At 59.7% G+C, this 19,564-nt stretch carries 17 protein-coding genes and 1 other RNA gene; 12 read left to right on the top strand and 6 right to left on the bottom strand.

The window, feature by feature from the left end; all coding sequences use genetic code 11:
- Positions 1 to 87 precede the first annotated feature (87 nt).
- Positions 88 to 3,087, bottom strand: a complete 3,000-nt coding sequence (gene polA / locus RAC79_RS00090) for a DNA polymerase I (RefSeq protein WP_174038692.1) — start codon at positions 3,085 to 3,087, stop codon at positions 88 to 90.
- 414 nt (positions 3,088 to 3,501) lie between these two features.
- Between polA and RAC79_RS00085 the strand changes: the two genes are divergently transcribed.
- On the top strand, positions 3,502 to 3,936 hold the full coding sequence (locus RAC79_RS00085) for a MarR family winged helix-turn-helix transcriptional regulator (protein WP_065654780.1): 435 nt from the start codon (positions 3,502 to 3,504) through the stop codon (positions 3,934 to 3,936).
- A gap of 166 nt (positions 3,937 to 4,102) precedes the next feature.
- Positions 4,103 to 5,494, top strand: a complete 1,392-nt coding sequence (locus tag RAC79_RS00080) for a dipeptidase (protein WP_078051457.1) — start codon at positions 4,103 to 4,105, stop codon at positions 5,492 to 5,494.
- A gap of 402 nt (positions 5,495 to 5,896) precedes the next feature.
- Here RAC79_RS00080 and RAC79_RS00075 read toward each other — a convergent pair whose 3' ends face one another.
- Positions 5,897 to 6,106, bottom strand: coding sequence for a cold-shock protein (locus tag RAC79_RS00075; protein WP_003492998.1), 210 nt, complete (start codon positions 6,104 to 6,106; stop codon positions 5,897 to 5,899).
- Between the two features lie 470 nt (positions 6,107 to 6,576).
- Between RAC79_RS00075 and RAC79_RS00070 the strand changes: the two genes are divergently transcribed.
- From RAC79_RS00070 to RAC79_RS00060, 3 genes are all read left to right on the top strand, one after another.
- Positions 6,577 to 7,035, top strand: coding sequence for a YbaK/EbsC family protein (locus tag RAC79_RS00070; protein WP_065654782.1), 459 nt, complete (start codon positions 6,577 to 6,579; stop codon positions 7,033 to 7,035).
- Positions 7,036 to 7,182: 147 nt separating this feature from the next.
- Positions 7,183 to 9,477: a transglycosylase domain-containing protein gene (locus RAC79_RS00065; protein WP_142844233.1), complete on the top strand. Its 2,295-nt coding sequence runs from the start codon at positions 7,183 to 7,185 to the stop codon at positions 9,475 to 9,477.
- A 289-nt stretch (positions 9,478 to 9,766) separates the two neighbouring features.
- Positions 9,767 to 10,495 carry a sugar transferase gene (locus tag RAC79_RS00060; protein WP_003524319.1) on the top strand — a complete coding sequence of 243 codons (729 nt, stop codon included), beginning with the start codon at positions 9,767 to 9,769 and terminating at the stop codon, positions 10,493 to 10,495.
- Positions 10,496 to 10,591: 96 nt separating this feature from the next.
- Here the strand turns inward: RAC79_RS00060 and RAC79_RS00055 are convergent, their stop codons facing one another.
- Positions 10,592 to 11,167, bottom strand: a complete 576-nt coding sequence (locus RAC79_RS00055; protein ID WP_065654785.1) for a cytochrome c family protein — start codon at positions 11,165 to 11,167, stop codon at positions 10,592 to 10,594.
- Between the two features lie 149 nt (positions 11,168 to 11,316).
- Here RAC79_RS00055 and RAC79_RS00050 point away from each other — a divergent pair, with 149 nt between their 5' ends.
- A complete protein-coding gene (locus RAC79_RS00050; protein ID WP_059758939.1) occupies positions 11,317 to 12,072 on the top strand; it encodes a 3-deoxy-manno-octulosonate cytidylyltransferase in 756 nt (251 codons plus the stop codon).
- A gap of 11 nt (positions 12,073 to 12,083) precedes the next feature.
- Positions 12,084 to 12,947, top strand: a complete 864-nt coding sequence (locus RAC79_RS00045; protein WP_003524315.1) for a prephenate dehydratase — start codon at positions 12,084 to 12,086, stop codon at positions 12,945 to 12,947.
- A gap of 15 nt (positions 12,948 to 12,962) precedes the next feature.
- On the opposite strand, the gene nudC is transcribed toward RAC79_RS00045, so the two are convergent.
- Both nudC and RAC79_RS00035 read right to left on the bottom strand, forming a co-directional pair.
- A complete protein-coding gene (gene nudC, locus RAC79_RS00040; protein WP_078051462.1) occupies positions 12,963 to 13,925 on the bottom strand; it encodes an NAD(+) diphosphatase in 963 nt (320 codons plus the stop codon).
- Positions 13,925 to 14,353, bottom strand: coding sequence for an HIT domain-containing protein (locus RAC79_RS00035; RefSeq protein WP_003524313.1), 429 nt, complete (start codon positions 14,351 to 14,353; stop codon positions 13,925 to 13,927). The genes nudC and RAC79_RS00035 overlap by 1 nt, the downstream gene beginning before the upstream one ends.
- 65 nt (positions 14,354 to 14,418) lie before the next feature.
- Here RAC79_RS00035 and ffs point away from each other — a divergent pair.
- The 3 genes from ffs to RAC79_RS00020 all read left to right on the top strand — a co-directional run bounded on the left by ffs (position 14,419) and on the right by RAC79_RS00020 (position 16,817).
- Positions 14,419 to 14,515, top strand: an RNA gene (gene ffs, locus RAC79_RS00030) — signal recognition particle sRNA small type.
- 79 nt (positions 14,516 to 14,594) lie between these two features.
- A complete protein-coding gene (locus RAC79_RS00025) occupies positions 14,595 to 16,469 on the top strand; it encodes a DNA polymerase III subunit gamma/tau (protein WP_078051463.1) in 1,875 nt (624 codons plus the stop codon).
- A gap of 24 nt (positions 16,470 to 16,493) precedes the next feature.
- A complete protein-coding gene (locus RAC79_RS00020) occupies positions 16,494 to 16,817 on the top strand; it encodes a YbaB/EbfC family nucleoid-associated protein (RefSeq protein WP_003507179.1) in 324 nt (107 codons plus the stop codon).
- Positions 16,818 to 16,874: 57 nt separating this feature from the next.
- On the opposite strand, the gene RAC79_RS00015 is transcribed toward RAC79_RS00020, so the two are convergent.
- Entirely contained in the window at positions 16,875 to 17,510 is a 636-nt protein-coding gene (locus RAC79_RS00015) for an MOSC domain-containing protein (protein ID WP_161987739.1), read from the bottom strand.
- Between the two features lie 37 nt (positions 17,511 to 17,547).
- Here RAC79_RS00015 and recR point away from each other — a divergent pair, with 37 nt between their 5' ends.
- Positions 17,548 to 18,153 (top strand): recombination mediator RecR, encoded by a 606-nt coding sequence (recR, locus tag RAC79_RS00010; RefSeq protein WP_003524309.1) that lies wholly within the window; start codon positions 17,548 to 17,550, stop codon positions 18,151 to 18,153.
- Positions 18,154 to 18,191: 38 nt separating this feature from the next.
- A complete protein-coding gene (locus RAC79_RS00005; protein ID WP_142844234.1) occupies positions 18,192 to 19,457 on the top strand; it encodes a lytic murein transglycosylase in 1,266 nt (421 codons plus the stop codon).
- Positions 19,458 to 19,564: the final 107 nt, after the last annotated feature.

Raw genomic sequence — 19,564 nt, 5'->3', positions numbered from 1 at the left:
CACAAATCACGGCTCACCTCTTATCGAAAACGACATGCCCCTTGAAGTGGTTCATATCCCGGAATCCACAGAAAGCCGGTTCTCCAGTCAGTGCGCTTCATCCCAATTGTCGGCCGCGCGGGCATCCACTTTCAGCGGCACCTTCATGGAAATCGCGGGCATGGCAGCGTTTTCCATAACGGAGACGACAACCGGCAAGGTCTTTTCGATTTCCGCCTCCTCGACTTCGAAGATAAGTTCGTCATGCACCTGCAGCAGCATGCGGGCGGAAAGCTTTTCGGCCTCCAGCGCAGGCTCGATACGAACCATGGCACGGCGGATGATATCGGCGGCCGAGCCCTGGATCGGCGCGTTGATGGCCGCGCGCTCATTGAAGGCTTTTACCGAAGGGTTGGAAGAGCGGATTTCCGGATAATGGGCGCGGCGGCCGAAAATCGTTTCGACATAGCCGTTTTCGCGGGCGAAGGCTTTGGTTGCCTCCATGTAGTCGCGAATTCCGGGAAAACGCTCGAAATATTTCTTGATATAGTCGCCGGCTTCGGAGCGGGCGATGCTGAGCTGGTTGGCGAGGCCAAAGGCGGAAATGCCGTAGATGATGCCGAAGTTGATGGCCTTGGCGCGGCGGCGCACTTCCGACGGCATGCCTTCCACCGGCACGCCGAACATTTCCGATGCCGTCATGGCATGAATGTCGATGCCGTTTTCGAAGGCGTTGCGCAGCTGCGGAATATCGGCAACATGGGCCAGCACGCGCAGTTCGATCTGGCTGTAATCGGCCGACAGTAGCTTGTGGCCGGGCGTGGAGATGAAAGCCGTGCGGATCTTGCGGCCTTCGGCGGTGCGAACCGGGATGTTCTGAAGGTTCGGCTCCGAGGAGGACAGACGCCCCGTGGTGGTGGAGGCGAGCGCATAGGACGTATGCACCCGTTTCGTCTCGGGATGGATATATCCGGGCAGTGCATCCGTATAGGTCGATTTCAGTTTCGTCAGCTGCCGCCAGTCGACGATCTTGCGCGGCAGTTCGACGCCTTCCGCCGCGAGATCTTCGAGAACCTGCGCTGATGTCGACCATTGCCCGGTCTTGGTTTTGGAACCGCCCGGCAGGCCCATCTTGCCAAACAGAATATCGCCAAGCTGCTTTGGCGATCCGATGTTGAAGCGCTCGCCCGCCAGCTCGTAGATTTCCTCTTCGAAGGAGGCAGCCTTCTGGGCGAGTTCGCCGGAAAGACGCGAGAGAATCTGCCGGTCGACGGTGATGCCGCGCTCTTCCATATGCGCCAGAACCGGCACGAGGGGGCGCTCCAGCCGCTCGTAAACCTTGGTCAGCCGTTCCGAAACAAGCCTCGGCTTCAACGCCATCCAGAGCCGCAGGGTGACATCGGCATCTTCCGCAGCATAAGCGGTTGCCTTGTCGATATCGACAAAATCGAAGGTGACGCTCGACTTACCCGATCCCGCCACGTCCTTATAGGCGATCGGCGTGTGGCCGAGCCAGCGTTCGGACAGCGAATCCATGCCATGCGTGGCCTTGCCGGCCTCGAGGACATAAGAAATCAGCATCGTGTCGTCGAAGCTCTGCATGATGACGCCGTGGCGTTTCATCAGCAGATAGTCATATTTCAGGTTCTGCGCGACCTTCAGAACGGCCTCATCCTCGAGCAAGTCCTTCAGACGCGCCAGCGCCTCGGCAAAGGGCACCTGCCCTTCGGCCAATTTGATGCCATCGCTGAAGAGATCGCCGCCGGAACCGGTCTTATGCGTCAAAGGAACATAAGCGGCCCGGATATCGGTGCCCGTGGCATCCTTGCCGTTGTCGGCAATGGCCAGAGAAAAACCGACAAGTTCCGCCTGCATCGGGTCGAGGGAGGTCGTTTCCGTATCGAAGGCGACGACGCCTGTTTCCCGGGCGGCCGCGATCCAGCGGTCGAGCGTCGCAAGGTCCCTGATCGTCAGATAGGCGGTCGTATCGATCTTGGCGGCGGAAAAAAGCGTCTGTCGCGCGGTGGCGAGATCGGCGGGCGCGCTGCCCTCCCCCGTTACTTTCCTTGCCGGAGCGGCAGGCGAAGCCGAAGCGCCAGCGGCGTTAGTGGCCACTTCGCCAACCTTAACGGCGGCGGCCGGCGCATCGAGATCGGGGCCATGGGCATCGGCACCCCATTGTACCGGCACATTGGCAGGGTCGATGGCGGAAGCGTCGGTTTCGGTCGCCTCGGCAACCCGGCGTGTCAGCGTCGTGAATTCCATCGCCTTCAGGAAGGCGATCAGTTTCGGCCCGTTCTGCGGTTCAAGCACCAGCCCTTCGAGAGACTGATCCAGCGGCACATCGGTTCTGAGCGCCACAAGCTGTCTGGAAAGGCGGGCAAGCTCCGCATTGGCGATGATATTTTCCCGGCGCTTCTGCTGCTTGATTTCGCCTGCCCGCGCCAGCAGCGTATCGAGATCGCCGTATTCCTCCAGCAATTGCGCCGCCGTCTTCGGCCCGATGCCCGGAATGCCCGGAACATTATCGGTGGAATCGCCGGTCATCGCCTGCAGGTCGATCATCTTTTCGGGGCCCACGCCCCACTTTTCGACAACGTCCGGAATGCCGATCTGCTTGTCCTTCATGGCGTCGTACATATGTACATTGGCCGTGACGAGCTGCATCAGATCCTTGTCGGAGGAGATGATCGTAACATCGGCGCCGATCGCCTCGGCCTGTCGGGCATAGGTGGCGATGATATCGTCCGCCTCGAAGCCTTCGGTCTCGATGCAGGGAAGGTTGAAGGCGCGCGTCGCCTCACGGATCAGGCCGAATTGCGGCACCAGATCTTCCGGCGGCGCGGTGCGATTGGCCTTGTAGAGATCATAAAGCTCGTTACGGAAAGTCTTCGACGAATAGTCGAAAATCACCGCAAAATGGGTCGGCGTCACGCCGACATCGGTATTGCGCGCATCCTTCAGCAGCTTCCACAACATGTTGCAGAAACCGGAGACGGCGTTGACCGGCAGCCCGTCCGACTTGCGGTTCAGCGGCGGGATTGCATGGAAGGCCCGGAAAATGAAACCGGAACCGTCAACGAGGAAGAGATGATCGCCTTTTTTCATGGGTAGCATGGATAGCGCGGGGCCGTTTTGACGTCTACCGAAACTTCGCACAACGCACCGTAAAGAGCGGGGAATGAGGCGGTGCCACAGGCCTGCAAAATTCACCTGAACGTTACCGATTTGTAATCCGCCCTTCCCTTGAAAAGCCGCATTTGCAGACACATTTCATAAGGGACGGCGCCTGATCACGCCGTAGTCTGATAGCTGGCTCGTCCCCCGCCGCGTCAGACCGGACAAAGGCCTTTCCCCCTCTCCGGGCCTTTGTCCTCCAATATGACCGCCATGGCCGACCCCTCCCGGCCGTGGCGGTTTTATTTTGCGCCCTGTTTAGGCTGGCCTAAACATATCATGCGATATATATCGCGCTATCGACTTGCCGGGCTGAGCCGGCCGTGGTGCTTTATGGGCGGAAAAATGGGTTTTTCCCGGGACGAATCGGCAATCTATCTCGCTTCGAAAATGGCGCGGGAATTCACCATGGCGCTGCAGAAAAGAGCCGCCGCCCTGGGTTTCTCGCCCGGACAATTCCCCATCCTCATCGAACTCTGGCATGAGGACGGCCTGACCCAGCGGCAATTGCTGGATAGAATCGATGTCGAACAGGCGACACTCGCCAATACGCTCTCACGCATGGAGCGCGACGGGCTGATCGTCCGCAAATCCCATCCCAGCGACCGCCGTGCCCAGATCATCGAACTGACCCAGCGCGGCAGGGATCTGGAAGCCAACGCCATTGCCGCCTCCGAAGCCACCGAAGACGCGCTGCTCCAGGATTTCCGGCGTTTCGAGAGGCAGCTTCTGCTGGAATATATGCGCCGGGCGATCGAAAGCGCCAAAAAAGCGAAATAGCATTTACATCCCGAAACCGCTTCGCACTTTCCCTGAACTGCTCTATCGTTCCGCCGGCCGCACGTTTGCCGATTCACGACGCGCCGGCCCCCTTGTTTCCCGCGATGCGCGATGCCCGGATGTTTCGTCTTATCGCCGGGTCACGACAGACATGACAGGATCAGCGATGACAGACGTTTCCCCCATTCTTTCCACCGCCGACAACAATCTCACCTCCAGCCTTGAGCGACTGTTCGAGCTCGTACGCATTCCGTCGATTTCGACGGACCCCGCTTACAAGGCGGAATGCCGCAAGGCGGCGGAGTGGCTGGTCAGAACGCTTTCGGCGCTCGGCTTTACGGCCTCCGTGCGCGATACCGCCGGCCACCCCATGGTCGTGGCGCATCACGATGCGGCCACCAAGGACGCGCCGCATGTGCTTTTCTACGGCCATTATGACGTCCAGCCAGTCGATCCGCTCGAGCTTTGGGAAAACGATCCGTTCGAACCCGCGGTCAAGGATATCGGCGCCGGCCGGCAGGTGATTACCGGACGCGGAACGGCGGACGACAAGGGCCAGCTGATGACCTTCGTGGAGGCATGCCGGGCGTACAAGGCTGTCAATGGCGGCCTGCCGGTGCGCGTCACCATTCTCTTTGAAGGCGAAGAAGAATCCGGCTCGCCGTCGCTGAAGCCTTTTCTCGAAGCCAATGCGGAAGAACTGAAGGCCGATTATGCGCTGGTCTGCGATACCGGCATGTGGGACCGGGATACACCCGCCATTGCCGCAGCCCTTCGCGGCCTGGTCGGCGAAGAAGTCGTCATCACCGCAGCCGACCGCGATCTGCATTCCGGTCTGTTCGGTGGGGCGGCGGCAAACCCCATTCACATCCTCACCGACATTCTCGCCGGCCTGCATGACGAGACCGGCCGGGTGACGCTTTCCGGCTTTTATGACGGCGTGGAAGAAACCCCCGCCAACATAAAGGCCTCTTGGGAAACGCTGGGCCGCACGGCCGAAGCCTTCCTGGGCGAAGTCGGCCTTTCGGTTCCCTCGGGTGAAAAGGGCCGCTCCGTGCTGGAGCAGACCTGGGCGCGGCCGACGGCGGAAGTCAACGGCATTATCGGCGGCTATACCGGCGATGGTTTCAAGACCGTGATCGCCGCCAAGGCCTCCGCCAAGGTGTCTTTCCGCCTCGTCGGCGAGCAGGACCCTGCGGCCATTCGTGAAAGCTTCCGGGCCTATGTGCGCTCGAAGATTCCCGCCGATTGCTCCGTGGAGTTCCACGAACATGGCGGCTCACCCGCCATCCAGCTGTCCTACGATTCGCCCGTGCTGACCAAAGCCAAAAACGCGCTTTCGGAAGAGTGGCCGAAACCAGCCGTCGTCATCGGTATGGGTGGCTCGATCCCGATCGTCGGCGATTTCCAGAAGATGCTGGGAATGGATTCGCTGCTTGTCGGCTTCGGACTTACCGATGACCGTATTCATTCGCCGAATGAAAAATACGACCTGCAGTCCTTCCACAAGGGCATTCGCTCCTGGGTCCGTATTCTCGACGCGCTCGCGGCGAAATAATCCTGAAAATAAGGAGGAGGTGCCGAATATTCGGCACCTCCTCGGCACATAAACAAAAAGGCCGGGCAAGCCCGACCTTTCCATCCGTTTTCCGTCAATGCCAGTACATCCGTGGTCAAAGCGTTCAAACGGCCTGATGCTCCAGAGCGCGTCAAAGATATCGACGCTGCTTTCCGGCTCAGGATCGGCTGCTTTGGTTAATCTTTGGTTAACACAACAGCAGCGGCACTTTTAAAAGCGCCATTCCCGGTAGTTCCGGTCCGAAGCACTGTTGAACCCTATATTGGTATGTGACCCGGCTTTTTCAAGGGCAACGGTTCAGCCCCTTCCTGCAAAAGAAAAAGGCCGGAAAAATCCGGCCTTTCCATTCATACGAATGACCCTTTCGGGCCAAAGCGCTTATCAGGCAGCAACGAGGTTGCCTGCGGACATCTTGCCCGAGCGGCGATCCTGCATCAGCTCGTAGGAGAGCTTCTGGCCGTCGTTGAGGGCGGTCAGACCAGCGCGCTCAACAGCGGAGATGTGAACGAATACGTCCTGCGAACCGTCGTCAGGCTGAATGAAGCCGTAGCCCTTGGTTGCGTTGAACCACTTTACTGTACCAGTCGCCATAACGATTTCCTTCCGTTGGCAATTGTATTTGCACTGCGAGCAGTGCGGACTTGGGTCGAATTTGAAGGAAAAGATCGTCGTGAGCGTCTAAAAAGACGCCGAAGCTCTGGTCGTCAAACAAATATCGATGGCGAAGTACCTAGGTTGGAAGGGGCTGAAAGTCAAGTTTCTTTGAACACGACCATCTTGTCAGGGTTCAGCAGCGAGACAGACAACAGGAACGCCAAAAAGCAAAAACCCGGCGCGGGAGGAGGTGCGCCGGGTTCTTGAAACTGACTGACAATTGGGAGGAGGAGTATTGTCAGTCCAATCGGGCGACGCTGGGAGGAGGAGTGCGTCGCTTCGATGATTTGAAAATACAGGATCGCCGCTTAAAAAACAGACGTTTCATCGCAGCGCAGCATTGCGCTAAATGCATAGCTGTTTCGGGGTGACTTGAAGCTTCTCCGCGTAACGCCTAATAAATACGCATGTCTATCGAATCCGTCAGAGCCTTTTTCACCGAAAAGTCGCCCGAGGTCGCCGTGATCGAAACCGAAACGAGTTCGGCGACGGTTGCGCTGGCCGCTGAAGCGCATGGTGTCGACCCCGACCAGATTGCGAAAACCATTTGCCTGAAAGCGGGTGAAACCATTCTTCTCGTCGTCGCCGCCGGCACGAAGCGGCTCGACAACCGCAAATTCCGCGATCATTTCGGCGCAAAGCCGCGCATGCTCGGACCGGAAGAGGTGGTGGCGGTAACCAGCCATCCCATCGGCGGCGTGTGCCCTTTCGGCCTGCCCTCCCCGCTTCCGGTGTTTTGCGATGTCTCCCTGAAAAACTATCATGAGGTGGTTCCCGCGGCCGGCGCCACCAATGCGGCGGTGAAGATTTCGCCGGAGGTGATGGCCGAATTGACGGGAGCGGAATGGGTCGACGTCTGCCAATGACACCGATTTGATCCGGACAGGACTTAACCCCGCCTTAAATTGCCGCATTTAAACTCTTCATCCTGGATTAAGGATCGCGCAGGCATAGAAGCCTGAAAACCTGAACGGGATGCGCGCGGTTTCGCGAATAGGAGCGACTTCGGCTGGATGGCAGGCAAGGGTAAATCACGCGAACGGGTAGAACCCTCCTTCGGGGATTTCCACGAGTCCGGTGATGACCTGCGCCTCGACGCCAGTGAGCGCATCAGCGGAACCACAAAGCAGCAAGCCGGAAAACCGAAGCGAACATCCGGCCGCACCAAATCCAGGAAAAAAGAAAAGCGCACCCGCAGCTCCGGCCGCGGCGTGACGGGCTTCATTCGCTCCCTCGTCTATTGGTGCATCGTACTCGGCATCTGGGGCGGCATCGGTGTTGCAGGTCTCGTTCTCTATTACGGCGCGCGCATGCCGAGCGCCAGCAGCTGGTCCATTCCCGAACGCCCGCCGAATGTGAAGATCGTTTCGGTGAATGGCAGCGTGCTGGCCAATCGCGGCACCACCGGCGGCGAGGCGCTCGCGCTGGAAGATATGTCGCCCTATATTCCGCAGGCCGTCATGGCCATTGAGGACCGGCGGTTTTATTCGCATTTCGGGGTCGACCCGCTCGGTCTCGGACGCGCCATCGTCACGAATGTTCTGACGGGGCGAACCGTGCAGGGCGGCTCGACGCTGACGCAGCAGCTCGCGAAAAACCTGTTCCTCTCGCCGGATCGCACGCTCGAACGCAAGGTTCAGGAAGTGCTGTTGTCCTTCTGGCTGGAGCATGAGTTCACCAAGGACCAGATTCTCGCGATGTATCTCAATCGCGTCTATTTCGGCTCCAATGCCTATGGTGTCGAGGCGGCCTCGCGGCGCTACTTCAACAAATCCGCGCGCGACGTCAATCTGGGCGAGGCGGCGATGCTGGCCGGACTTCTTAAAGCGCCCTCGCGCCTCTCGCCTGCGCGCGATCCGCAGGCGGCGGAAGAACGGGCGCAGGTCGTGCTGCAATCCATGCGCGATGTCGGCTTCATCACCGACGATGAAATCAAGACCGCCATGTCGCAGCCGCCGACCAAGGCGAAACGTTTCTGGTCTGGCGCCGAACACTACGCCGCCGATATGGTGCTGGAAGAAGTGCGCAACCTCGTTGGCGAGGTCAAGCAGGACATTGTCGTCGACACGACCATCGACCCCAATCTCGAGCGTGACGCCGAAAAGGCGCTGACCCAAGTGCTGCAGGGTGACGGAAAGAAGCAGGGCGCTTCGCAGGCGGCGCTGGTTTCCATCGATGGCACGGGCGCGATCCGGGCCGTGGTGGGCGGGGCGGATTATGCCGAAAGCCAGTTCAACCGCGCCGCCAAGGCAAAACGGCAACCCGGCTCCGCATTCAAGCCCTTCGTTTACGTCGCAGCACTCGAATCCGGGCTCACGCCCTATACCGTTCGTAACGACGCGCCTGTTCGTATCGGCAACTGGACCCCGGAAAATTACGAGAAGAAATATCGAGGCGAAGTGACGCTCGCCACCGCGCTCGCCAATTCGCTGAACACCATTGCCGCGCAGCTGGTGATGGAAGTGGGTCCGGATCGTGTGACCCAGGTGGCGCATCGCATGGGCATCGAATCCGAGCTGCAGAACAATGCCTCCATCGCGCTCGGCACCTCGGAAGTGTCGCTGATGGAGCTGACCGCCTCCTACGCCCCCTTCATGAATGGCGGCTACAAGGCGACGCCGCATATCGTCAAACGCATCACCGATGCGGATGGCAAGGTGCTTTACGAAAACAAATACGACAACCCGCCGCGCGTCCTGAGCGAAGAGATCGCCGCGACCATGAACAGCATGCTGTCGCGCGTCATTACCGAAGGCACCGGCAAGGCGGCACGGCTACAGGGCTGGCAGGCGGCAGGAAAATCCGGCACGACGCAATCGTTCCGCGACGCCCTTTTTGTCGGCTACACAAGCAACCTGACTACCGGCGTCTGGTTCGGCAATGACGACGGCACATCGATGAAAAAGGTCACCGGTGGCGGGCTTCCCGCAAAGGCCTGGAAAGATTTCATGACCGCCGCCCATTCAGGGCTTTCGCCCTCACCGCTCTTCGGGCTTGGCGCAGGCGGCGTGCCGCCGCTTGGGGAAATGCAGCAGCCGGCACCGGAAAGCGCGCCCTCCTCCATCGGCGATATCATTTCCAATGCGCTCGGCGGCGGAACGGTGGATACGCGCGCCTATCCCGAAGCCCCGGTTGCGCCGAATCCGAATCAGCCCGTTGCACCGATGCCGCCGGCAAATATCCCTTCGCGCGATATCGAACCCGGCTATTCAGCCGGCAACGGGCCTGTACCGCCCGCCGATATCGGCCGTCAGGCGCCATCCGGACCGAAGCAGACGACCCTGCTCGATATTCTGATGGGAAACTGACGGCTTAGAGTGGCCGAAAGGCGCTTGTCTCAGGGCCGCTGGCGTTTCGCCAGCGCGGCACGAAAATTCCCGATTTTGCAGGTTTTGGTTCCATGGGACCGGCCTTCTCCGCAGCCACGGGCGGAGAGGGTGTCGGCACTGCAACAACCGCGTGCAGTCGCATTAACCGTAGATTGCCATTTGCACCGGAGCGGTTACATTTCGGATGACTTTTTACGGTAAATGAATTATTAATCGTTCATATAAATTAATTTTCTTCTATCAAAAAAACTTTTCAGGGCTTTATATTATGCTGGGTACTAAAGGCTCATCGCATGCCGTTTTTTACGGTGCCTCCTATTCCGCAGCCACAACTTTCGAATCGCCGGAAACGCAACCTTCCTCTTCGGAAAAAACCGTCTCCGCATTCCTGCGCGGCCAGTTCGCGCTCAAAAGAACGATTGACATTGCAGGGGCGTCCATCGCCCTTGTCGCACTCGCACCGGTGCTGCTCACCGTGGCAGTGATGGTCAAACTCGACAGCAAGGGACCGGTCCTGTTTTCGCAGGTCCGCTGGGGCATGAACGGGCGGAAAATCCGTGTCTATAAATTCCGCTCCATGAGGACCGATCTTTGCGATGCCACCGGCGTGGCGCAAACGGTGAAGAACGACCCCAGAATAACCCGGATCGGCGCGGTTCTTCGCCGCACGAATATCGACGAACTACCGCAGCTTCTGAACGTGCTGAAAGGCGATATGTCGCTGGTCGGGCCCCGCTGCCATGCCATCGGCATGCTGGCGGCCGGCCGTCTTTATGAGGAGCTGGTGCCGCACTACCATATGCGGCACCGGGTGCGGCCGGGCATTACCGGCCTTGCCCAGATGCGGGGATTGCGTGGCCCGACGGATCGCAGCGACAAGGCGCGCGCCCGAATCGTCTCCGATCTTTATTACGTCGACAATTTTTCGCTCTGGCTGGATATCAAGATCATGGTCGGAACGGTGATTTCCGAGTTGCGCGGCGGCAAGGGGTTCTGATTTTTCAGGCGCCATTGCCGCAGCCGCAATCGGCTGCTGCAAAAATAAAAAGCCCGGCAGCGATGCCGGGCTTTTTTCATGAAACCATCTTAACGATCAGTTTGTCGGCGCGGGAGCCGCAGCGGGGTCCGGAAGCGGTGCCGGGTTTGCCGACAGCGTCCGCAGATAAGCGATGAGATCGGCGCGTTCCGTCTCCTTCTTCACGCCCGCAAAGCCCATGGCCGTGCCGGGAACGTGTTTCTTGGGAGCTTCGAGGAAGAAGCTGAGATGATCGTAATCCCAATGCACGGAACCGCCCTTGGAGAAATCCTTCATCCCTGCGGAGTAGCTGAAACCTTCATGGCTGGCGATCGGCCGGTTGACGATATCGAAGAGATTGGGGCCGACCTTGTTTGCACCACCACTCTCTCCGGTATGACAGCTCGTACACTTCTTGAAGACCGTCTCGCCCTTGGCGGCATCGGCGCTCGCAAGCAATTGCGCAATCGGCGTCGCCGCGGCAGCGGTTTCTCCGCCGGCTGCTTCGCCGCCACCCTCTGCCGCAGCAATGGCGTAACCTTCCTTTTCGGGCGCAGGCGCATGGAAAATGCCCTCAGACGCAATCGACACCGACATCAGGACGAAAACCGTGCCAAGCAACGCCCCAACGCCCATATTTACATAAGAATTCATCTATATGCGCTCCCTCGCATCCGCTTGATATAACGGGCATCTTGAAATTGCTCGAAAGCTATGGCTTTTGCACAGCCTGCGCAACTTGAATAATGCTCCCCACACCGTGACGTTTTGACACTTTTCGGGCGGGATTTGAAGGGTGTCGGATGAAGAATCGGGATTTCGAGAAAGCTGTCGTCCTCATACCGGCGCGGATGGCATCCACGCGCCTGCCGGGCAAGCCGCTCGCCGACATCGGCGGCAAGCCGATGATCGTGCAGGTGGCGCTGCGCGCACGCGAGGCCGGCGCAGAGCGAATCGTTGTGGCCGTTGATGACGAACAGGTGTTTTCGGCCGTCAAAAATGCCGGTTTCGACGTGATGATGACCCGCGACGACCATCAATCCGGCTCGGACCGCATTTTCGAAGCGCTGCAGAAAGCCGATCCCTATGGCAAGGCGGAATATGTCATCAATGTCCAAGGCGATCTTCCGACCATCGAAGCGGAGACGATCCGCGCTTCGCTGCGTCCGCTGGAAAATGCCGCCGTCGATATTGCGACACTGACGGTCGAAATCACCGACGAGGAAGAAAAAACCAATCCGAACGTGGTGAAAGTGGTGGGCAGCCCACTTTCCGAATCGCGATTGCGCGCGCTTTATTTTACCCGCACCACCGCCCCTTATGGCGATGGCCCGCTTTATCATCACATCGGACTTTATACCTATCGCCGCGCAGCACTCGAGACATTCGTGAGCCTGCCGCCCTCGCCGCTGGAAAAACGCGAGCGGCTGGAACAGCTGCGCGCGCTGGAAGCGGGGATGCGCATCGACGCCGAAATCGTCAGTTCCGTACCGCTCGGCGTGGACACGCCGCACGATCTGGAAAAAGCCCGCAAAATTCTCGCAAGCAGAACCCTCTAACGGACAGTCCCATGACCTTGAGCACAAATCGCATTGCCTTCCAGGGCGAATTCGGCGCGAATTCCGATATGGCCTGCCGCGACATGTTCCCGGATATGGAGCCTTTGCCGTGCCCGACATTCGAGGATGCCTTCAACGCCATTGAAAACGGCGAAGCCGATCTCGGCATGATCCCGATCGAGAACACGCTGGCCGGCCGCGTTGCGGATATTCATCACCTGCTGCCGGAATCGCGCCTGCACATCATCGGCGAATATTTCATGCCGATCCGCTTCCAGTTGATGGTGATGCCGGGCGTGAAGAAGGACGAGATCCGCACCGTCCACAGCCACATTCACGCGCTTGGCCAGTGCCGGAAAATCATCCGTTCGAACGGCTGGAAGCCCGTCATCGCCGGCGATACGGCGGGATCCGCAAGACTGGTGTCCGAAAAGGGCGACCGCAGCATGGCGGCACTTGCGCCGCGCCTTGCCGCCAATCTCTACGGCCTCGATATTCTCGCTGAAAACGTCGAGGATTCGGAAAACAACGTCACGCGTTTCGTGGTGCTTTCCCGCGATGAAAACTGGGCCAAGCGTCAGTCGAGCGACGAAATTGTCGTCACCACCTTTGTCTTCAACGTCCGTAACATTCCGGCCGCGCTCTACAAGGCCATGGGCGGCTTTGCGACGAACGGCATCAACATGACGAAGCTCGAAAGCTACCAGCTTGGCGGCAAATTCGTGGCGACGCAGTTTTATGCCGATATTGAAGGCCATCCCGATGACGAGCCGGTGCGGCATGCGCTGGACGAGCTGCGCTTCTTCTCCGAAAAAGTTCGCATTCTCGGCGTCTACAAGGGCCATGCGATGCGCGGCAAGCTCAACCAGGGTTGAGCCTGCCTAACGCGATTATTTCTCCCATTCCACCCAATCGCGCATCAGCCGGTGCGCGATGGCGCCACCGGGAGGCGCGGAAAAGCCCTCACCCGTCGCCGTCTCCAGCATCTTGGCGACTTCCGCCCGTGTGAACCAGCGGCAATCCTCCAGTTCGATCTCATCGCGGGCAATATCGAAAGACAGTGCCTCGGCATAACAGCCGATCATCAGCGTATGCGGCATCGGCCATGGCTGCGACGCGTGGTAACGCACGCGGCCGATTTCGACGCCGGATTCCTCATGCGTTTCGCGGCGTACGGCCTGCTCGATGGTTTCCCCCGGCTCCACAAAACCGGCAAGGCACGAATACATGCCCGGTGCAAAATGAGCGCCACGACCAAGCAGGCAAAGATCACGCTCGATATCGATCGTCATCATGATGACGACGGGATCGGTGCGGGGAAAAATGGTGTGATTGCAGGCGGCGCAGATACGCTTGTAGCCGCCGATACGCGGCTCCATGGTGCCGCCGCACTTTCCACAAAACCGATTGTCGGCGTTCCAGTGGGTAAGGCTGACGGCCTGGGCAACCTCGCTCAGCAATTCCTCATCGAGAAGATGGTCGCGATAAAGCGTGCGGGCGTCGGCAAGCTTGTAGTGGCTCGCCAGTTGGTCTTCGGCAACAGCAACCGGCACCGCAATTCTCGGCTCGCCGGTTTCGCGATATCCGAGAAGCACGGCATTGTCGAAATCCGGCTGCAATTCGGCCAGCTCATAGGCGGAAAACAGGGGGTCGATGACCTGTTCGTCATGCTTCAGGACAAGTCGGTTGCCCGAAAAGGCAAAAATATGGGTGCCGTCTACTTTCAGCGCATCGGCAACGCACTCTTCCGTCCGCTTTTCAGCGAAACGGTCGAGGGCGTTCTTGGAAAAGGCTGTCAGCAGGCTTGCTTCGGGATGGGGGGCAGTGGTTTCAAAAATTTTCGTGGAAATCATCAGAGCGCGCCGGAGATTTTTTTCATCAAAGTTTCCTTTTCGCCCGCGGCATAGGGCACAGGCGTTCCGTGACCCCAGATAGGACCCGGCCAGCAGGTGTCGCCTTCATTGCGGGCGATTATATGGACATGAAGCTGCCGGACGATATTGCCCAAAGCACCGACATTGATCTTGGTGGCTCCGGTGATTTCTTTCAAGGCAGACGCGACGAGATTGGTCTCGAATGTCAGCACGGCCTGATCAAGCGGGGTGAGATCGAATAGTTCACTGACACCGTCTCGCTGCGGCACCAGCACCAGCCAGGGCCAGCGGTTGTCGTTTTGCAAACGCAGTTCACATAGTCCCAAACGCGTCACAAGCACGCTGTCGCGCGCCAGTCTGTCGTCCAGCCGGAATGTCTCCAAGGTGTCCTCCATGTTTGTTTTCATTGTGATAGCAGTTTTTTGAAGGCTTGGCTTGCATTTGCTTTCGATATTGCCGATATGTGGCCCCGGGAGGTTGGTGGTGGACGAGCCACTCGCCAACCGGGTCAGGTCCGGAAGGAAGCAGCCCTAACGAGCCCGGCACGGGTCGCCGTGCCAGCCTCCCACCTTTTTTAAAAGACGTGCTCAGCTTTCGCCGGGCCAGTTCAGCGCCCCAAGACAACTGGCAAAACAAACTGGCGAGGCAATGAGCGACACCGTACCCACCACATCAAGCGAATCCCAGGTCGGGACCGGCTACCGGGTACTGGCGCGCAAATATCGCCCCAAGGATTTTTCCGATCTGATGGTCGGCCAGGAGCCGATGGTCCGCACGCTGACCAATGCCTTCGAGACGGGGCGTATCGCGCAGGCCTATATGCTGACCGGCGTTCGCGGCGTGGGCAAGACGACCACGGCCCGCATTCTCGCCCGCGCGCTGAACTACAAGACCGACACCATCGACAAGCCGACCATCGACCTGCGCATTCCCGGTGAACATTGCCAGGCGATCATGGAAGGCCGGCATGTCGACGTGATCGAGATGGACGCCGCCTCCCATACCGGTATCGACGATATTCGCGAGATCATCGAACAGGTGCGTTACCGCCCGGTTTCGGCGCGCTACAAGGTCTATATCATCGACGAAGTGCACATGCTCTCGACGCAGGCTTTCAACGGTCTTCTGAAGACCTTGGAAGAGCCGCCGGAGCATGTGAAATTCATCTTCGCAACCACCGAAATCCGCAAGGTTCCTATCACCGTTCTGTCGCGGTGCCAGCGCTTCGATCTGCGTCGCATCAGCGCCGCCGATCTGGTCGGCCTGTTCACCGCCATTGCCGGCAAGGAAGGTTTCGAGGCCGACCCGCAGGCGCTTTCGATGATCGCCCGCGCTGCCGAAGGTTCCGCGCGTGACGGCCTTTCCCTGCTCGATCAGGCCATTGCCCATGGCGGCGGGCGCGTGGAAGCCGAAGCGGTGCGGGGCATGCTCGGCCTTGCCGACCGTGCACGTATCGTCGATCTCTTCCAGCATGTCGTCAAAGGCGATGTCGCAGCCGCCCTTTCGGAATTCAACGGGCAATATGAGGCGGGTGCAAACCCCGTTGTCGTATTGAACGATCTTGCCGATTTCACCCATCTCGTCACCCGCATGAAATATGTGCCTGACGCGGCGGAAGATCCCTCGCTTTCCGAGATCGAGCGCGTGCGGGGTGCGGAATTTGCCGAGACGATTGCGGTAACGGCGCTGTCGCGCATCTGGCAGATGTTGCTGAAGGGCATTCCGGAAACGGAAAACGCCTCGCGCCCGGCGGGTGCGGCCGAAATGGTGCTGATCCGGCTTTCGCACGCCGCCAATCTGCCGGCTCCGGAAGACGCTGCCCGGCGCTTGGCGGAGCTTTCGAACGGTGACGGCGGTTACGCCAATGGCGGACCTTCGGGTGGCGGCAATGGCGGCGGTGCGCGCGCCTATTCGTCGGGACAGGCCGTGGCCGCGGGAAGACCTGTCGATCTTCCCGCCCAGCGCCAGGCGACGCCGCAGACCTCCGCCGTGCTGCGCGCCGTTCCGGATAGCCGCCCGCAGGAGATGCAGGTCGCGGCACCGAAAACCGAAGAACGGCCGGAGCCGAAGGTTCCCGTTACTTCGGTGCAGGATATTGCCGATCTGTGCCAGAAGAACCGCGATCCCGTCATGCGGGCGAAGGTGCGCAACTTTGTGCGGCTGGTGCGGCTGGAGCCCGGCCGGCTTGATATGCGCCTCGGCGAAGGCGCGCCCGGATCGCTTCCCGGCGAACTCGGCGTCAAGCTCAAGGAATGGACCGGTATCCACTGGATCATCAGCCTCAGCAAGGAACAGGGCGAGCCGACCCTTGTCGAGGCCGAAGGCAACGCCCGGGATGCCCGTCTTGTCGATGCGCGTCAGGATCCTGACGTTGCCGCCATTCTGGCGCAGTTTCCCGGCGCAAAGATCACCGATGTGCGCATCCGCGCCGCCGCACAGGATGAGGCGGAAGAAATCGCGCCGCCATCGGTTGCCGAATCGAGCGAAGGCGACATCCTTCCCGGCGACGACATCGAGTTTTAAACAAAAAGAACAGGAGATTGGCACATGCGTGACATCATGGGCATGATGGGCAAGGTCAAGGAAATGCAGTCCAAGATGGAGAAGGTGCAGGAAGAAATCGCTGCCCTTGAAGTCGAAGGCAGGGCTGGCGGCGGTCTCGTGACCGTCATTCTCAACGGCAAGGGCGAAATGCGCGGCCTGAAAATCGATCCTTCGCTGTTCAAGGAAGACGAGGTGGAAATCCTCGAAGACCTGATCGTGGCTGCTCACAAGGACGCCAAGGAAAAGGGCGAAGCGCAGGCGCAGGAAAAGATGGCCGGCCTGACCGCCGGTCTGCCGCTGCCGCCCGGCATGAAATTCCCGTTCTGATATAATCCGATCGAAGAGGATGGCGTGATGCACGCCGTCCTCGCGTCTGGAAAGGGTCTAGGCTTCCAGCATCGCGCGGAACCGGGTTGCAAGCGGCGTTTCGAGATAGGCTGCGCGTTCAGTCATATCGAGCTGCATGGGGCGGAAGCGCTGGAGAACAGTCGGTATGGCCAGTTTCGTTCCCTGATAGGGTGCGAAGGCGATATCCTCCCCGGCGGCGAGCATTCCACCTTTCAGCACCCGGCAATAAAAACCCGGCTGGCCCGCCTGCCGGAAGCGCGGTGCGAAGTCCGGATCGCCGATGCGGGCCGACAGGGTGGCGCAGGGAATGCGGGCGGCGGTTACCTCCAGCACGACTTCGCTGGCCGAGAACCTGTCGCCGACATGGAGTTTCGCGCTGTCCACCCCCTCCAGCACGAGGTTTTCGCCGAAAAATCCGGGTTCGACGACAAAACCCAGCGTGCGTGACCAGAAATCGAGATCGACGGACCCCATAGCGTAAATCGCCTGATCCGGACCGCCGTGATGTTTGCGATTGCAGACGGCGTCGCTGACGATACCTTCGGCATCCACCATGACCGGGCCCTGCACGGCATGTTTGAAGATTCCGGTCTTCGCCGTCTTTCCCGGCAGGCTTTTTGCCTCGCCCCGGCATACCGCCCTGATTTTCATGGACTGCCCTTTGCGCTTCATGATTCCCGTTTCCCGATTTATGCAGTAGAAAGCGCTCATGGCAAAACGAGTCACCGGTCCCGAAATCGAAAAACTGATCCAGCTTCTGGCAAAAGTGCCGGGGCTTGGGCCCCGTTCGGCGCGGCGGGCGGCGTTGCATCTGATCAAGAAGAAGGAACAGCTTCTCGGGCCGCTGGGTCATGCCATGGGCGAGGCCTATGACAAGGTGAAGATCTGCTCCTGCTGCGGCAATGTCGATACGATCGATCCCTGCACCGTCTGCACTGACGACCGGCGCGACCAGTCGGTCATCATCGTGGTGGAAGACGTGTCGGATCTTTGGGCGCTGGAGCGGACGGGTGCGATGAACACCGCCTATCACGTGCTGGGCGGCACGCTGTCGCCGCTCGACGGCGTCGGGCCGGAGGATTTGAATATCAAGGGCCTGATCGACCGTGTCAGCGCCGGCGGTATCCGCGAGCTTATCATCGCCGTCAATGCGACGGTGGAGGGGCAGGCAACCGCCCACTACATCACCGACCGCCTTTCCGGTCTCGACATCAAGATCACCCGGCTTGCGCATGGCGTGCCGGTGGGTGGTGAGCTCGATTATCTCGACGAAGGCACATTGACGGCGGCGCTTCGGGCGCGCACGACGATCTGAAGCCACCCTCCCTCCCCGTTATTCAAAGAGGAGACCGAATGCGAAACCATTTTGCCCCGAAGGCACTGGCTGCACTTCTTTCCGTTTTTTCAGCAACGACGGCCTTGGCGCAATCGGCACCGACAGGTGCAGCCGCAGCCCGATACGACGCCGAATTTAACGTCTGGCTGAAAAAGGAAATCTGGCCGGAAGCCCGCAAGGCCGGCATATCGCAGAAAACACTTGAGGCCACGCTCAGCGGTCTCTCCATCAGCTGGAACCTGCCCGATCTCGTCATTCCCGGGCAGAAGCCGCCGAAGGAACAGAGCCAGAGTCAGGCGGAATTTTCCTCGCCCGGCGCCTACTTCTCCGAAAAGCGGCTGCAGGGGCTGGCCGGCACCGGCCGTTCGCTTGCAGCCACCCATGCGGCGACGCTGCGCAGGATCGAGGCGAAATACGGCGTTCCCGGTGATATCGTCGTTGCGATCTGGGGCCGCGAATCCGGCTTCGGCCGGGCAAAACTGCCGCATTCCGTGGTCGATGTTCTGGCCACGAAAGCCTATATGTCGACCCGCAAGGAGATGTTTCGCACCGAGCTGATCGATGCGCTGAAGATCGTAGAAAGCGGCGATATCGCAGCCTCGCGCATGATGGGCTCCTGGGCCGGCGCGCTCGGCCAGCCGCAATTCATGCCGTCGAGCTATCTCAAATATGCCGTGGATTTCGACGGCGACGGCCATCGCGATATCTGGAACTCCGTGCCGGATGCGCTGGCATCCATAGCGAACTATCTTTCCCAGCGCGGCTGGCAGCGCAATCGCGACTGGGGTTTCGAAGTTGCGATCCCGGCCAACGTCTCCTGCGCGCAGGAAGGCCCTGATCTTGCCCGGCCGGTGGCCGACTGGGCGAAGATGGGCATTACCCGCATTTCCGGAAAAGCTTTCCCGGCCAATGACCTATCCGCCGATGGCATGATGCTGGTGCCGGCCGGGCGGCACGGGCCGGAATTTGTGGTGACGCCCAATTTCTACGTCATCAAGGAATATAATAATTCCGATCTCTACGCGCTCTTCATTGGCAATCTCGCCGACCGCATCGCCCATGGGGCGGGCCCGTTCAAGGGTGAATGGGGCAATGTCGGGTCGATGCTGCGCTCCGATGTTCTCGCCATGCAGAAGGCGCTCGTGGCCAAGGGCTACGATGTCGGCAAGGCGGACGGGCTGGCCGGTTTCAAGACGCGTCGCTCACTCGGCGATTGGCAGGCTAAAAACGGCTTGGCCCCAACGTGTTTTCCAGACGCCACGCTGAAGACGAAGCTGAAGTAGCGGTTGCTGGCGACGTGTGAAAACCTCTCCTCCGTCATGCTCGGGCCTGTCCCGAGCATCTGCAACCGATTGATTTAACGATAGGTGTTTGGATCCTCGGGACAGGC

The organism is Agrobacterium sp. LR_9, from assembly GCF_041954855.1.
Classification (GTDB): Bacteria; Pseudomonadota; Alphaproteobacteria; order Rhizobiales; family Rhizobiaceae; genus Agrobacterium; species Agrobacterium leguminum.
Note: the sequence above shows the minus strand (reverse complement) of the source record. Positions and strands in the feature narration are given on the sequence as shown.

Bases quoted from the DNA above. Each gene is read 5' to 3' on its own strand.
- RAC79_RS00080 (WP_078051457.1), top strand. From the start codon at position 4,103: ATGACAGACGTTTCCCCCATTCTTTCCACCGCCGACAACAATCTCACC.
- RAC79_RS00055 (WP_065654785.1), bottom strand. From the start codon at position 11,167: ATGAATTCTTATGTAAATATGGGCGTTGGGGCGTTGCTTGGCACGGTT.
- RAC79_RS00015 (WP_161987739.1), bottom strand. From the start codon at position 17,510: ATGAAGCGCAAAGGGCAGTCCATGAAAATCAGGGCGGTATGCCGGGGC.
- RAC79_RS00050 (WP_059758939.1), top strand. From the start codon at position 11,317: ATGAAGAATCGGGATTTCGAGAAAGCTGTCGTCCTCATACCGGCGCGG.
- RAC79_RS00025 (WP_078051463.1), top strand. From the start codon at position 14,595: ATGAGCGACACCGTACCCACCACATCAAGCGAATCCCAGGTCGGGACC.
- RAC79_RS00035 (WP_003524313.1), bottom strand. From the start codon at position 14,353: ATGAAAACAAACATGGAGGACACCTTGGAGACATTCCGGCTGGACGAC.
- RAC79_RS00075 (WP_003492998.1), bottom strand. From the start codon at position 6,106: ATGGCGACTGGTACAGTAAAGTGGTTCAACGCAACCAAGGGCTACGGC.
- RAC79_RS00005 (WP_142844234.1), top strand. From the start codon at position 18,192: ATGCGAAACCATTTTGCCCCGAAGGCACTGGCTGCACTTCTTTCCGTT.
- RAC79_RS00020 (WP_003507179.1), top strand. From the start codon at position 16,494: ATGCGTGACATCATGGGCATGATGGGCAAGGTCAAGGAAATGCAGTCC.
- polA (WP_174038692.1), bottom strand. From the start codon at position 3,087: ATGAAAAAAGGCGATCATCTCTTCCTCGTTGACGGTTCCGGTTTCATT.
- nudC (WP_078051462.1), bottom strand. From the start codon at position 13,925: ATGATTTCCACGAAAATTTTTGAAACCACTGCCCCCCATCCCGAAGCA.
- RAC79_RS00085 (WP_065654780.1), top strand. From the start codon at position 3,502: ATGGGTTTTTCCCGGGACGAATCGGCAATCTATCTCGCTTCGAAAATG.
- RAC79_RS00060 (WP_003524319.1), top strand. From the start codon at position 9,767: ATGCTGGGTACTAAAGGCTCATCGCATGCCGTTTTTTACGGTGCCTCC.
- RAC79_RS00065 (WP_142844233.1), top strand. From the start codon at position 7,183: ATGGCAGGCAAGGGTAAATCACGCGAACGGGTAGAACCCTCCTTCGGG.
- recR (WP_003524309.1), top strand. From the start codon at position 17,548: ATGGCAAAACGAGTCACCGGTCCCGAAATCGAAAAACTGATCCAGCTT.
- RAC79_RS00070 (WP_065654782.1), top strand. From the start codon at position 6,577: ATGTCTATCGAATCCGTCAGAGCCTTTTTCACCGAAAAGTCGCCCGAG.
- RAC79_RS00045 (WP_003524315.1), top strand. From the start codon at position 12,084: ATGACCTTGAGCACAAATCGCATTGCCTTCCAGGGCGAATTCGGCGCG.